We start from the raw sequence: 11,897 nt of genomic DNA, 5'->3' as shown, positions 1-11,897 counted from the left end.
CACCATGTCCCTCGACCACCGGCTCACCCCCGAGCACGAGGAACTCCGCCGCACCGTCGAGGCGTTCGCCCACGACGTCGTCGCCCCGAAGATCGGCGACCTGTACGAGCGGCACGAGTTCCCCTACGAGATCGTCGCCGAGATGGGCCGCATGGGCCTGTTCGGCCTGCCCTTCCCCGAGGAGTACGGCGGCATGGGCGGGGACTACCTCGCCCTGGGCATCGCCCTGGAGGAGCTGGCCCGCGTCGACTCCTCGGTCGCCATCACCCTGGAGGCCGGGGTCTCCCTCGGCGCCATGCCCCTCTACCTCTTCGGCACCGAGGAGCAGAAGCGCGAGTGGCTGCCGAAGCTGTGCTCCGGTGAGGTGCTGGGCGCCTTCGGCCTGACCGAGCCCGGCGCGGGCTCCGACGCCGGCGGCACCCGTACGACCGCCGTCAAGGACGGCGACGAGTGGGTCATCAACGGCTCGAAGTGCTTCATCACCAACTCCGGTACGGACATCACCGGTCTGGTCACCGTCACGGCCGTGACGGGCCGCAAGGCGGACGGCCGCCCGGAGATCTCCTCGATCATCGTCCCGTCCGGCACCCCGGGCTTCACGGTGGCCGCCCCCTACTCCAAGGTGGGCTGGAACTCCTCGGACACCCGTGAGCTGTCCTTCGACAACGTCCGGGTGCCCCTGGCCAACCTGGTGGGCGACGAGGGCCGCGGCTACGCGCAGTTCCTGCGGATCCTCGACGAGGGCCGGATCGCCATCTCCGCGCTCGCCACGGGCCTCGCGCAGGGCTGTGTGGACGAGTCGGTGAAGTACGCCAAGGAGCGGCACGCCTTCGGCAAGGCCATCGGCGACAACCAGGCGATCCAGTTCAAGCTGGCCGACATGGAGATGCGCGCCCACATGGCCCGCATCGGCTGGCGCGACGCGGCCTCCCGGCTGGTGGCCGGCGAGCCGTTCAAGAAGGAGGCGGCGATCGCGAAGCTGTACTCCTCCACGGTGGCCGTGGACAACGCCCGTGACGCGACGCAGATCCACGGCGGGTACGGCTTCATGAACGAGTACCCGGTGGCGCGCATGTGGCGCGACTCCAAGATCCTGGAGATCGGCGAGGGCACCAGCGAGGTGCAGCGCATGCTGATCGCCCGCGAACTGGGCTTCGCCGGCTGAGGCAGCAGGTGCCGGATGTACGGCACGGGCCCGGGGCCCGTGCCGTACATCGGCGTATCAGCGGGCGGTCACGCCACCGGAGCGCTGGGTACCCGCCAGCCGGTCGGCGCGGCTGCGCCGGGTCGGCGCCTGGACGTCCACGGCGACTCCGGCACCGGCGCTGGGCGTCTCGTCCCAGAGCCGGATCTTGTCCGCGGCGTTCTTGATCCGCTCGTCGTCCGGTCCGCCGTCGAGGTAGAACAGCGACTCGTCGACCTGCTTGTCGTCGCCGCCCCAGCGCACGACTCCCTCGCAGTCGGCGAGGATGTCGCGCAGCACCAGTTCCTGGAACTCGAAGAGCCCTCCCTCGGCGGAGGCGCCCGGACGGACGCGCACCGCGGTGCCGGAGGCCAGGTTGGATTCGGGGCGGTCCTTGCGGAGCCCCTCGATCGCGCGCCAGCCGGCCAGGTCGACCGCGCTGAGCTGCTCGATCTCGTAGTGGAAGCGGCGGACCACGTGGAGGAGCAGCGCCTCCGCGTCACCGATCCGGACGTCGACCTTGAGCCCGGTGCCGGCGACGGTGCGGGTCCACACGGTGGAGACGTTGTTCGCCTCCTTCTCGATGGTCCACCCGTTCGCGGACACCGGGAGCTTCTTCGGCTGCTCCTCGTCCTTCTTCGGCGCGGCCGAGGCCGTGCCCGGGAGCAGGGAGCCCATGGCGGTCGCGGCACCGAGCACCGCGGCACCCTTGACCACGGACCGTCGCGTCATCGCGTTCTGCATGCTGTTCATCTCTTTCTCGTCCTCACAGAAAGATCATGAGCGCGAACGAGGGGACCAGGGTCGCCAGGACGCACACCGGCCAGTACACCCGCGCCGCCGCCGTGTTCCGCCGCCGCACGAAGCGGTTGACGAGCCACCACAGGAGGGCGAACACGGTCACGACCGGCGCCGCCAGCACCACCCAGACCAGTACGCCGTCGTCCTCCGAGGAATCCCGCAGGGTCCAGCCGAGGTCGGCGAGCGGCCCGTTGACGGCGATGTACCAAAGGAGCCAGACCGGCACGACGGCCGGCACGCCCATCAGCAGGTTCGCCCCTGCGGCTATCCACCATTGCTTTCGCATGCGCCCAGTATTCACGCTCATGATCGGGGTCACTTGGTGCGGGAGAGCCGGTTGTAGTTCTCGAGCACGCTGTACAGGCCCATCAGCTGCTTGCCGTACTCACGCGCGTCCGGGTCGGTGATGGGGCCGTTGTAGCGGGCGAGCAGGTCCTGGGTGTGGGCGGCGCTGGTGTTCAGGCCCGGACGGGGAATGCCGAGCTGGTGGGCGTTGTACACCGTCAGGTAGCCGGCCGTGCGGATGTTGTACGTCTCATCCGTGCTCAGGTTGGTCCAGACCGACTTCAGGTCGGCGCTCTTGGTCAGCGGCGTCCCGTTGATGATGCCCTGCTGCATGCAGTAGTTGCGCGCCTCGATGGCCACCCACGCGAAGATCTGGCCCCAGCCCGTGCTGGAGTCCTCCTTCAGCCCGTTGCGGACGGCCATGTCGGCCACCACGTCGCCGGGGTTGAGCTTGCGCAGCTCCCACATCACCGGTGCCTGGATCAGGGCCTTGCGCAGCCGCAGCTGCCGGGCCAGGGAGGTGAAGAGCCAGTCCGCGCTCAGGACGAGGTCGAACGCCTTGGTGGTGGTGATGCCGCCGGTGGTGGCCCAGTCCTTGTCCCAGCCGTCGCCGCCCGTCTCCGGAACGCCGATCTTCGTCAGGTACTGGCGGACATCGGTGAGCATGGAATCGCGGTAGGCGGTCTTGTCCAGGTCGACGTCCAGGCCGTCGGAGGAGGCTCCGGCGTTGAAGTCGGCCTGGCCGAGGTCGCGGCCCGAGGCGATGTTGTTGTCGATGTTGATCGAGCCGGCGCCCGAGCCGACGGTGATCGTGGCGATCTGGTCGAACGCCCAGTTGGTCGGCATCGGGTAGCCGAGGTTCCCGGAGAAGCCGCTGGACATGTCGGAGACGAAGCTCGTCTCCGCGAAGCCGGCGTCCGCAACCCGCTGGCACACGTTGCGCGGACCGTAGACGCCCACCCTGTAGCCGGAGTTCTCGGCGATGGTGCGCATCACCCCGCGGAAGTGCGGAACGATGTATTCGGTGATCTCGCCGTCCATCGCGTCGTAGTCGACCGCGAAGTAGATGATCGTGCCCGGCTTGAAGCCGTGGTACTGGGCCCATTCGATGGCCTTGAAGGCGTCGCCCGTGCCCTGGTTGTAGCTGAAGTAGTCGGCGGACCGGCTCCACGTCTGGAAGATCGGGAAGCAGCGCAGCCCGTTCGCCTTGATCGTGGCGAGCTCGCCGGGCTGGATCGCCTTCTCCGGCAGGGACGTGGTCGACGGGTTGTAGAGGTACCGGCCGACGTACTTGTAGCCGGCGGCCTTCAGGGCCTCGGCGCGGGCCTGCGTGATCATCGTGACGCCGTCGCACGCCGTGCCCTTGCGGGTCTGGTCGCCGTAGGAGACGAGCAGCGAGGCCCACGTCTGGAAGTCGCCGGACCCGGTGACCGGCAGCTTCATGAACGACTGGAAGCTCTCCACACCGGTCTTGACCGCACCGGTGAAGTCCCCGAAGGGGACGGCCCGCTTGTTGAGGACCATCGCGGCGGTGAACAGCTGCGCCCACGTGCCCGTGGCACCGGCCGAGACCGTGTGGGACTTCAGTCCGGCCTGGGTGCCCGGCCCGAAGGCGCCGTTCGCGGTGCCGTCGGCCATGCCCAGCTCGTACTGGACGGCGAACAGCATCGACTTGGCGACGTCGCGGGAGTGGTGGCCGTCGCAGGGGATGGCGTAGAAGTCCTTGCGCAGGATGTACCGGCCGTTCAGCCACTGCTGGATGGTGCGGATGGTGTCCGAACCGCCGTTGACGGTGACGTAGGCGTCCATGTTGAACAGGCCCTTGGCGACCTTCGGCCACAGGGAGCTGCCCGGGTAGGCGGCGCTCAGGCCCATGTTCTGGATCAGCTTCGCGACGGAGGCCTTGACCCGGGAGTTGTACTTGCCGTCGATCTCACCGCCGTCGTAGCCCTTGCAGTACAGGGCGGACTGGATGATCCGGCAGAAGTTAGCCGAGGGGACGGTGGTCTCGTCGAGCTTGCCGTACTTCGATCCGATCGTGCCGAGCGTCGTCGGTCCGAAGGAGTCCGAGAGGGAGGTGATGCCCATCTCGTACTGGAGCGCCCGGGTCAGCGCGTACATCGTGGTCCAGCTGGTGACGCCGTTCTCGTCCAGCTTGGATATGCCGAGCGTCGCACCGTTGCCGTAGGTCGTGTTCACGAATCGTTGGGCGAGACGAACCATCTCGTCGGCCATGAGCTGTCTCCTGACATTCGAAGGTGTGCGGACGGAAAGCGGTGGGGCCTGCGGACGCCCCGGTGGGGCTAGCGGCGCAGGGCTTCGACCGGTTGGATGCGGCTGGCCCGCCAGGCCGGATACACCCCCGCGACCAGGCCCGTGACCAGGCCGATGACGGGTGCGAGGGCGGCGGTGGCCGGGTGGATGACGGGGGTCCAGTCACGGGCGACGGCGACCGCGACGACGGTCAGGGTGCCCAGCGAGGTACCGACGAGGCCGCCGAGCGCGCCCAGCGCCCCCGACTCCGCGAGGAACTGGGCGGTGATGTGGCGGCCCCGGGCGCCCAGGGCCCGGCGCAGTCCGATCTCACCCGTGCGTTCCATCACCGCCACCAGCGTCGTGTTGGCGATGCCGACGGTCCCGATGAGCAGACAGATCGAGGCGAGCAGCAGGAACAGCTGGTCCAGATCGCCCGTGACCTTGCTCCTCAGGGCCTTCGGGTCGATCGGGGGAACGGCCTTGAAGTACTCGGCGTGCGCGGGGTCGAGGGCCGTCGCCACCTCACCGGCCACCTGGGCGGCCGCCCCGATCCGCGTCTCGATGAGCATCGTCGCGCCGCCCTGCGGAGGACCCCAGACCTGCTGTGCGGTGCTGCGCGGAACGACGACCGACATCAGGAGGTCCGCCTTGCGCTCCACGTCCGAGGCGATGCCGACGACGGTGAACGGTTCGTCGCCGATGAAGACGACGGGCCGGGTCTCCAGGGTGGTGATCCCCAGATCGGCCGCGACGCCCGCACCGACCACGGCCACCCGCTGGCCGGTGGCGTCGTGCCAGGAGTCGTAGAGGCGGCCCTCCGCCAGCTCGGGCCCGGCCGCGCGCAGTACCCCGGAGGAGGCGGCGACCACCTGGATACGGCGTCCTCCCGGCGTGGCGGCGACGGGTGAGGACCGCACGGTGGCCCCCTCGGCCAGCCGTACGGGCCAGTACACGCCGCCGTTCTCCACACCGTTGAGGGCGCCGACGCGGGCGTCGGCGTCCGGCGGGAACGCGAGGTCCACGAACTCGTTCTTCTGCCGGGCGACGTCCTCGACCGTCACCTCCGTGGCGCTGAGCGCGTTGAAGCGGTCGTCGATCTGCGAGGAGGCGGTCGCGGTCAGTCCGAGGATGGCCACGAAGGTGCCGACTCCGAGGACGGTACCGACGGACGTCAGGGCGGACCGGACGGGTCGCTGCAGTGTTCCGGCGAGGGCTTCGGAGAGCAGGTCCCTGCGGCGCATGCGGGAGGGCACGACCTGTCGCTCCGCCCGGCGGAACACCGGGCGGGACAGGGGGCGGGGCAGGGGGCGGATCCGCTTCACAGCGCCCCGCTCTCCGTCAGGACGCCGTCGCGGATCGCCACCGCGCGGCGGCCGCGCGCGGCCACGGCGGGGTCGTGGGTGATCACGATGATGGTCATCCCCGACCGGTTGAGCTCTTCCAGCAGGCAGAGGACGGAATCGGCGTTCGAGCTGTCGAGATTGCCCGTCGGCTCGTCGCACAGCAGCAGGGAGGGGCGGCCCACGAGGGCGCGCGCCACCGCGACGCGCTGGCGTTCTCCGCCGGAGAGCGTGGTCGGCATCGCCGTCATCCGGTGTTCCAGCCCGACCCGGCGCAGGGCCTCTTCCGCGCGCTCCTTCCGGGCCGCGGCCGGCACGCCCTGGTAGAGCAGGGCCATGGCCACGTTCTCCCAGGCACTGCGGTGCGGCAGGAGGTGGAACGCCTGGAAGACGAAGCCGATGCGCCGGCCCCGCAGGGCCGTGCGGTCGGTGTCGTGGAGCGCGCCGGTGTCCAGTCCGTCGAGGAGGTAGCTGCCGGAGGTCGGCGCGTCGAGCAGCCCGACCACGTTCAGGAACGTCGACTTCCCCGATCCCGAGGGGCCGACGACCGTCAGGAACTCACCGCTGTGCACGACGAGGTCGACCTCGCCGAGCGCGGCTACGGGCGGCGGGCCGGGATAGGTCAGTGACGCCCCCCGCAGTTCGACGACCGGCTGCCGCGCCGTCACCGCGGCGCACCCGGCCGCCGCGCGGACGACAGGCCGGTGACGACCTTGTCCCCTTCGGTGAGCGATCCGCCGTCGAGGGGACGCACCTCGACGTGGCCGTCGCCCGTCACCCCGGTGGTCACTTCGGCCCTGCGGCGCGCGCCGTCCTTCCCCAGCACCTGGACGTAGGTCCCCCCGTCCGTTCCCGCGGAGACCGCCGAGACCGGGACCACCAGGACCGGCCCTCCGGTCGATCCCGCCTCGACGGTGAGGCGGACGCTCTGCCCGGCGAGCGAGGGGTCGAGCCCGGCCTCGGGCTTGACCACCATCAGGTAGCCCTGCGCCTGGCCCTGGCCCTCTGCCGGCCCGCGGTCCGCGGACGCCCCCTCGCCGGCCGCGGCGGGGCGGGCCACGGCGTCCGCCACGGACGCCACCTGGGCCTGCCCCTTGATGCCGGAGCTCTCGGAGAGGATCTGCACCGGCTGCCCCTTGCGGACCAGTCCCTTCTGGTGGGGCTGCAGGTAGCCGTTGACCACGAGGGCCCCGGCGGACACCGTCATGGCCTTTCCGGACGGTTCCGCCCCCACGCGCGCGAGGAGCGCGTCCACCCGGGCGGGGAAGCCGCCGAGGAAGACGACCTCCGAAACGGGCACCATGGGCCCGGCCACGGCCTGGAGGTCGGCGAGGGTCTTGCGTGCGTCGTCGAGGTCCGTCTGGGCGCGCTTGGTCTCCTTGCCCAGGTCCTTGGCGGGGTCCCCGGCAGGTTCCTTGTCCGGGTTCTTGGACGGCTGCGCTCCGCCCGGTGCCGGGGTGGTGTGCCCGCCGTCGCGGATGTCCTGGAGGCGGCGCTCGGCCTCGGTGACGGCCTTCGCCGCGTCCCGCACGGCCGACGCGCCGTCCTGCTGCGCCTCGGTGGGTTCGTACCCGATGCTTTCGTAGTAGGCGGAAAGAGCCGCCTTGGTACCGGCGCCGAAGCTGCCGGACCGGTCGCCGCCCGTCGCGTGCCCCAGCTCGGCCAGGGCGCTCTGCAACTGGGCGACGTCCTGGCCGTTCATGCCCGGCTTGATGTCGCGGTAGGCCGGGAGCGTGCCCTTGAGGGCGAACACCGGACGGCCGGAGACCTCCAGGAGCACGGCGCCGTGCTTGACGGAGTCCCCGGCCGCGAGCGGTGTCCTGGTGACGACGGACACTCCGGCCGAAGCCCCCTTGCCGGAGGCCTTCACGTCCACCGACTGCTCGGCCGTGACCGTCCCCCGGAGGGTCACCGAGTCCTTGAGCACCCGGCGCTCGACCGGAGCGGTGAGCAGACTCGGCGGCGGGGCCGCCGAGTCCGCCGCTGCCTGAGCCGGGGACTTGACCAGCTGGGCTGCCGCCGTTCCCGCTCCGGAAAGCAGGATCGCGCCGAGGGCTATGCCCGCGACCCAACGCCGACGCTTCGTCAGTCCCCTGTCCCGACAGCTGTCCGCCACTACCTACGCCTCTCTCTCAACGCGACAACAGAACGTGCGTCAGCTCCACTTGAAGGAGGCGTTCTGGTTGTACGTGTTGGACAGGTTGCGGCTGACCGGGGTCGGAACGCCCGGCTGCAGGCCGTCGGAGGCGCCCTGCCACCAGCTGTTGTAGTAGACGACCGCACCGTAGGAGGTGTGGGCGTTCGAGATGGAAGCGGCGTTGTTCTTGATGCCCTCGCCCGAGCCCTTGCCCGTCCCGGAGCAGAACGTCAGCGGGTACTTGGTGGGGTCCTCGAACTGGAAGACCTCGGAGGCGGCGAGGTTGCCGTGCGAGTACCCGAGCTTGCGGTACGCGCCCTGCTGGTTCGAGTTGAAGCGGAACGTGAACTTGAACTCCGTTCCCGAACAGGCTGACTGGGACAGGTAGTTGCGGTTCTCGCTCACGTCGACGGCACTGGCGGTCCCCGGAGCGGTGATGACGGCGACGAGGGCGGCCGCAGCCACCGCGCCGGCGGTCATGGACTTCTTCACCATGGTTCTCTTCCTTGTTCGATGCAGGATGGACAGCCCCCACGGCAGCCCGGAAACGCGGACGGCCGTGACGGCATGGAGGAAATTCGGGAGTCGGGCGGACTCCGGGGGGGGGAGGGCTGCTTCAGCCCTTGTCGCCGAGCACCTTGGAGGCGTTCTTCACGGAAAGGGCGAGGTCCGACTTAACCTTGTCGAGCCGCTCGGAGTTCTGCTCGATCAGCGACTTCTGGATGGTGACCTCCGCGGCGTACCAGACCTCGGCCACCCGCGACTTCGCGCGGCACGCCAGATCGGCCCCGGCGGTCGAGAGCTCAGCCTCCGAGGGCTTCTCGGATGCGAACCGCTGGTCGTCCACCGCGTCCATGGGCTTCTCGTAGGGGAAGCCCTTCTCCTTCATGCAGGACGCCCAGTCGGCGAAGGCCTGCTTGACCTCGGGCTCCTGCTGGGCCTTGATGTACGCCTCGTTGCCGAGTTCCGTCGCGAGCATCGACTGGCCCGCGTCGGAGCCCGTGATCTCGCGCACGACCTCCCCGCCGCAGCCCCCGGCCGGGAGGTCGGCCGCAACGGAACCGGCCGCGCCCTGGCCCGTCATCACCGCTTCCTCGTCCGCGGAGAGGACCGTGCCGTCGACGGCGGCGCGTTCCTGTTCGCGGATCGCGGCGAGGTCGACGGGCGGCTTGTAGCCGTAGCGCGAGACGGTCGCCTCGTCGTGGATCCCGTAGCGCAGGTCGGTCATCGACTTCGGCCCGAACTTCGGCAGCGGCGGAGCGGGCTTGTACGAAAAGCCGTACCGCGCCATGCACTTGACGAGCAGGGCTTCCCTGGCGTCGAAGACGAGCTGCTTCTGCTTCTCGTCCGGGAGATAGGCCTGGACGGGCAGGGTCCAGGACGCCCTGTCCCCGGACGGGACATCGCCCGCGCCGCCCTCGGCGGAATCACCGCCGGCGCACGCCGAGGCCGCACCCAGAACGAACAGAGAAAAAACGCCGACGGCAGCCCGTCGCGCGTGGTGACGCACGAGAATTCCCCCTATGAAGCGCGCGAAGTGAAAGGGATTCGGTCAGCTCCCTGCACTTCTTAGCGCCCCCCGGCGCCGCATAAAGAGACATTAAAGATCGCGAATCAGCCGCACAAGTTCACAGCGAGTGAGACACCTCACCCACCCGGGGCTGTATCGATGATGAGGTTAGGCTACCCTTCCTACTCGAACGGCCCCGTGGCCGCCTGGCACGCACGAAAGCGGACGTAGACATGCCCCAGTCCCGGACCTCCTCCTTCACCCGTCGCGGCTTCGTCGCGGCAGGTGGCGCCCTCGGCCTCGTAGCGGTCCTCGCCGCGTGCGGTGGCACCGACTCGGCGAAGGGTGACGGCGACAAGGGCAGCACCGCCGCCGCGTCCTCCGGCGCCTGGACCTTCAAGGACGACCTCGGCAAGGACGTCTCCACCAAGGCCAAGCCGAAGAACATCGTCGCCTTCACCGGCACCGCCGCCGCGCTCCACGACTACGGCATCCCGGTCAAGGGCGTCTTCGGCCCGACCACGACCGCCGACGGCAAGCCCGACGTCCAGGCCGGTTCGCTGGACGTCACCAAGGTCGAGATCCTCGGCAACGTCTACGACCAGTTCAACGTCGAGAAGTACGCCTCCCTGCAGCCCGACCTCCTGGTCACCAACACGTGGGACGGCACCTACTGGTACGTGCCCGAGGCCTCCAAGGACAAGATCCTGCAGCTGGCCCCGGCCGCCGCCATCTCGGTGGGCGGCGACACCTCGCTGCCCAAGGCCCTGGAGCGCACGGCCGAGCTGGCCAAGTCCCTGGGTGCCGACCTGGGCGCCAAGAACGTCGTGGACTCCAAGGCGCGCTTCGAAGCGGCCGCCGCCAAGGTCCGTGAGGCCACCAAGGCGAACCCCGGCATCAAGGTGCTCGCCGGCTCCGGCGCGGACGCCCTGTACTACGTCTCCACCCCGAAGACCGCGGCCGACCTGAAGTACTTCGAGGAGCTCGGCGTCGAGTTCGTCGTCCCGGAGAAGCTGGACGAGGCCGGCTTCTTCGAGAGCCTCAGCTGGGAGAACGCCGGCAAGTACAAGGCCGACGTCATCCTGCTCGACAACCGCACCGGCACCCTGCAGCCCGAGCAGCTGAAGGCCAAGCCGACCTGGGGCGAGCTGCCCGCGGTCAAGGCCAACCAGGTCGTCCCGCGCGTGTCCGAGCCCATCTACTCGTACGACAAGTGCGCGCAGATCCTCGAGGACCTCGCCAAGGCCATCCAGAACGCCAAGAAGGTCTCCTGACCCATGCGGGCGCCCGGTGATCCCGGACGCCACCTCCGGGGCGTGTCCGTGCGGGCACGCCCCGGGCACGTCCGAGGCCGTACCGACTTCCAGGGGGACCCTCCGCATGACCGCCACCGCGTCCGACGCCCCGGCCGTGGCGCACTTCCGCTTCTTCGCGCTCGAAGTGCTCCGCACGCGCCGCCTGGGCCACTCGTTCCTGCGGGTCACGTTCGGCGGGGAGTCCCTCGCGGGCTTCCGTTCGGGCGGCTTCGACCAGAGCCTGTCGCTCTTCCTGCCGCCGTCCGGCCAGGAGCACACCGTGCTCCCGTCCACGGACGAGGACACCTGGTTCGCCGCCTGGCGCGGCATGCCGGAGGAGGAGCGGCCGGTGATGCGCTCCTACACCGTGCGCGAGCAGCGGCGTGACGGGGCGGACGCGGTCGAGGTCGACATCGACTTCGTCCTGCACGGGGACTCCTCCCCCGCCTCCCACTGGGCCGGGCGGGCGGCCGCCGGCCGCCGGATCCTGGCGATCGGCCCGGCCGTCGCCGAGAACAAGTCCGTGCGCTTCCAGCCCCCGGCCGGCACCGACGCGGTCTGGATGTACGCGGACGAGACCGCCCTGCCGGCCGCGGCCGCGATCCTGGACCGGCTGCCGGCGGGCACCCCGGTCCGGGCCTGGTTCGAGGTCCCGCACGAGGACGACCGGCTCGAACTCGACACGCCCGTCGACGCGGACATCACGTGGATCGTGCGCGAGGGCGGTGGTCCGGAGCGGACCGGGCGGGTGCTGGACGCGCTCCGCTCGGCGCAGCCGCCGGCCGCCGAGGCCCCGTACGTGTGGCTCGCCGGCGAGGCCGGCACCGTACGCGCGGTACGCCGCCACTTCGTGCAGGAACGATCCGTCGACCGCCGCTCGGTGCGCTTCACCGGCTACTGGCGGCTCGGCGCGAGCGAGGAGCAGCTCCTCGCCGAGGCGTACGCGGGCAAGGCTCCCAGCGAGGACCCGGCGTCCGAGCTGTAGTCAGCTCCGCCCCGCTCCCTAGCAGTTCGAGATGGACCCTGGTCAAAACCAGGGTCCATCTTCATTTGGTCATTCCGCTTAGGTTAGGCTAACCTAAACATCACA

11 protein-coding genes are annotated in these 11,897 nt (G+C 70.0%); 3 read left to right on the top strand and 8 right to left on the bottom strand.

Translation table 11 applies throughout. The features are described 5' to 3' along the window. Window positions 1-4: 4 nt before the first annotated feature. Window positions 5-1,165 (top strand): acyl-CoA dehydrogenase family protein, encoded by a 1,161-nt coding sequence (locus tag AB0O53_RS21320; protein ID WP_365197452.1) that lies wholly within the window; start codon window positions 5-7, stop codon window positions 1,163-1,165. 57 nt (window positions 1,166-1,222) lie between these two features. Here AB0O53_RS21320 and AB0O53_RS21315 read toward each other — a convergent pair whose 3' ends face one another. The 8 genes from AB0O53_RS21315 to AB0O53_RS21280 form a co-directional block, all read right to left on the bottom strand. Further along, entirely contained in the window at window positions 1,223-1,927 is a 705-nt protein-coding gene (locus AB0O53_RS21315; RefSeq protein ID WP_403139228.1) for a twin-arginine translocation signal domain-containing protein, read from the bottom strand. 22 nt (window positions 1,928-1,949) lie between these two features. Next, window positions 1,950-2,270, bottom strand: a complete 321-nt coding sequence (locus AB0O53_RS21310; protein WP_365197448.1) for a hypothetical protein — start codon at window positions 2,268-2,270, stop codon at window positions 1,950-1,952. Between the two features lie 29 nt (window positions 2,271-2,299). Then, the gene (locus tag AB0O53_RS21305; RefSeq protein ID WP_350995200.1) at window positions 2,300-4,504 is read right to left on the bottom strand and encodes a glycoside hydrolase domain-containing protein; all 2,205 of its coding nucleotides are present in this window, start codon (window positions 4,502-4,504) and stop codon (window positions 2,300-2,302) included. Window positions 4,505-4,572: 68 nt separating this feature from the next. Further along, the gene (locus tag AB0O53_RS21300) at window positions 4,573-5,766 is read right to left on the bottom strand and encodes an ABC transporter permease (RefSeq protein WP_350995418.1); all 1,194 of its coding nucleotides are present in this window, start codon (window positions 5,764-5,766) and stop codon (window positions 4,573-4,575) included. A gap of 77 nt (window positions 5,767-5,843) precedes the next feature. Beyond that, window positions 5,844-6,533 carry an ABC transporter ATP-binding protein gene (locus AB0O53_RS21295; protein ID WP_350995198.1) on the bottom strand — a complete coding sequence of 230 codons (690 nt, stop codon included), beginning with the start codon at window positions 6,531-6,533 and terminating at the stop codon, window positions 5,844-5,846. Beyond that, entirely contained in the window at window positions 6,530-7,981 is a 1,452-nt protein-coding gene (locus AB0O53_RS21290; protein WP_365197445.1) for a permuted SH3 domain-containing protein, read from the bottom strand. Before AB0O53_RS21290 ends, AB0O53_RS21295 begins: the two co-directional genes overlap by 4 nt. A gap of 39 nt (window positions 7,982-8,020) precedes the next feature. Then, complete coding sequence (locus AB0O53_RS21285; RefSeq protein ID WP_350995194.1) at window positions 8,021-8,497, bottom strand: hypothetical protein; 477 nt, start codon at window positions 8,495-8,497, stop codon at window positions 8,021-8,023. A 121-nt stretch (window positions 8,498-8,618) separates the two neighbouring features. Beyond that, window positions 8,619-9,512, bottom strand: coding sequence for a hypothetical protein (locus tag AB0O53_RS21280; protein ID WP_350995192.1), 894 nt, complete (start codon window positions 9,510-9,512; stop codon window positions 8,619-8,621). Between the two features lie 233 nt (window positions 9,513-9,745). Here AB0O53_RS21280 and AB0O53_RS21275 point away from each other — a divergent pair, with 233 nt between their 5' ends. Beyond that, window positions 9,746-10,786, top strand: a complete 1,041-nt coding sequence (locus AB0O53_RS21275) for an ABC transporter substrate-binding protein (RefSeq protein WP_350995190.1) — start codon at window positions 9,746-9,748, stop codon at window positions 10,784-10,786. A 106-nt stretch (window positions 10,787-10,892) separates the two neighbouring features. Beyond that, on the top strand, window positions 10,893-11,792 hold the full coding sequence (locus tag AB0O53_RS21270) for a siderophore-interacting protein (RefSeq protein WP_365197440.1): 900 nt from the start codon (window positions 10,893-10,895) through the stop codon (window positions 11,790-11,792). Window positions 11,793-11,897 lie beyond the last annotated feature (105 nt).

Origin of the sequence: Streptomyces erythrochromogenes (assembly GCF_040684695.1) — a bacterium.
GTDB lineage: Bacteria > Actinomycetota > Actinomycetes > Streptomycetales > Streptomycetaceae > Streptomyces > Streptomyces erythrochromogenes_C.
The sequence above is the reverse complement of the archived record's forward strand: the minus strand, read 5'-3'. Positions and strand labels throughout refer to the sequence as shown.

What these genes read in the sequence shown, in the direction of transcription:
- AB0O53_RS21320 (WP_365197452.1), top strand. Translation starts at nt 5, where the DNA reads ATGTCCCTCGACCACCGGCTCACCCCCGAGCACGAGGAACTCCGCCGC.
- AB0O53_RS21315 (WP_403139228.1), bottom strand. Translation starts at nt 1,927, where the DNA reads ATGCAGAACGCGATGACGCGACGGTCCGTGGTCAAGGGTGCCGCGGTG.
- AB0O53_RS21310 (WP_365197448.1), bottom strand. Translation starts at nt 2,270, where the DNA reads ATGCGAAAGCAATGGTGGATAGCCGCAGGGGCGAACCTGCTGATGGGC.
- AB0O53_RS21305 (WP_350995200.1), bottom strand. Translation starts at nt 4,504, where the DNA reads ATGGCCGACGAGATGGTTCGTCTCGCCCAACGATTCGTGAACACGACC.
- AB0O53_RS21300 (WP_350995418.1), bottom strand. Translation starts at nt 5,766, where the DNA reads ATGCGCCGCAGGGACCTGCTCTCCGAAGCCCTCGCCGGAACACTGCAG.
- AB0O53_RS21285 (WP_350995194.1), bottom strand. Translation starts at nt 8,497, where the DNA reads ATGGTGAAGAAGTCCATGACCGCCGGCGCGGTGGCTGCGGCCGCCCTC.
- AB0O53_RS21275 (WP_350995190.1), top strand. Translation starts at nt 9,746, where the DNA reads ATGCCCCAGTCCCGGACCTCCTCCTTCACCCGTCGCGGCTTCGTCGCG.
- AB0O53_RS21270 (WP_365197440.1), top strand. Translation starts at nt 10,893, where the DNA reads ATGACCGCCACCGCGTCCGACGCCCCGGCCGTGGCGCACTTCCGCTTC.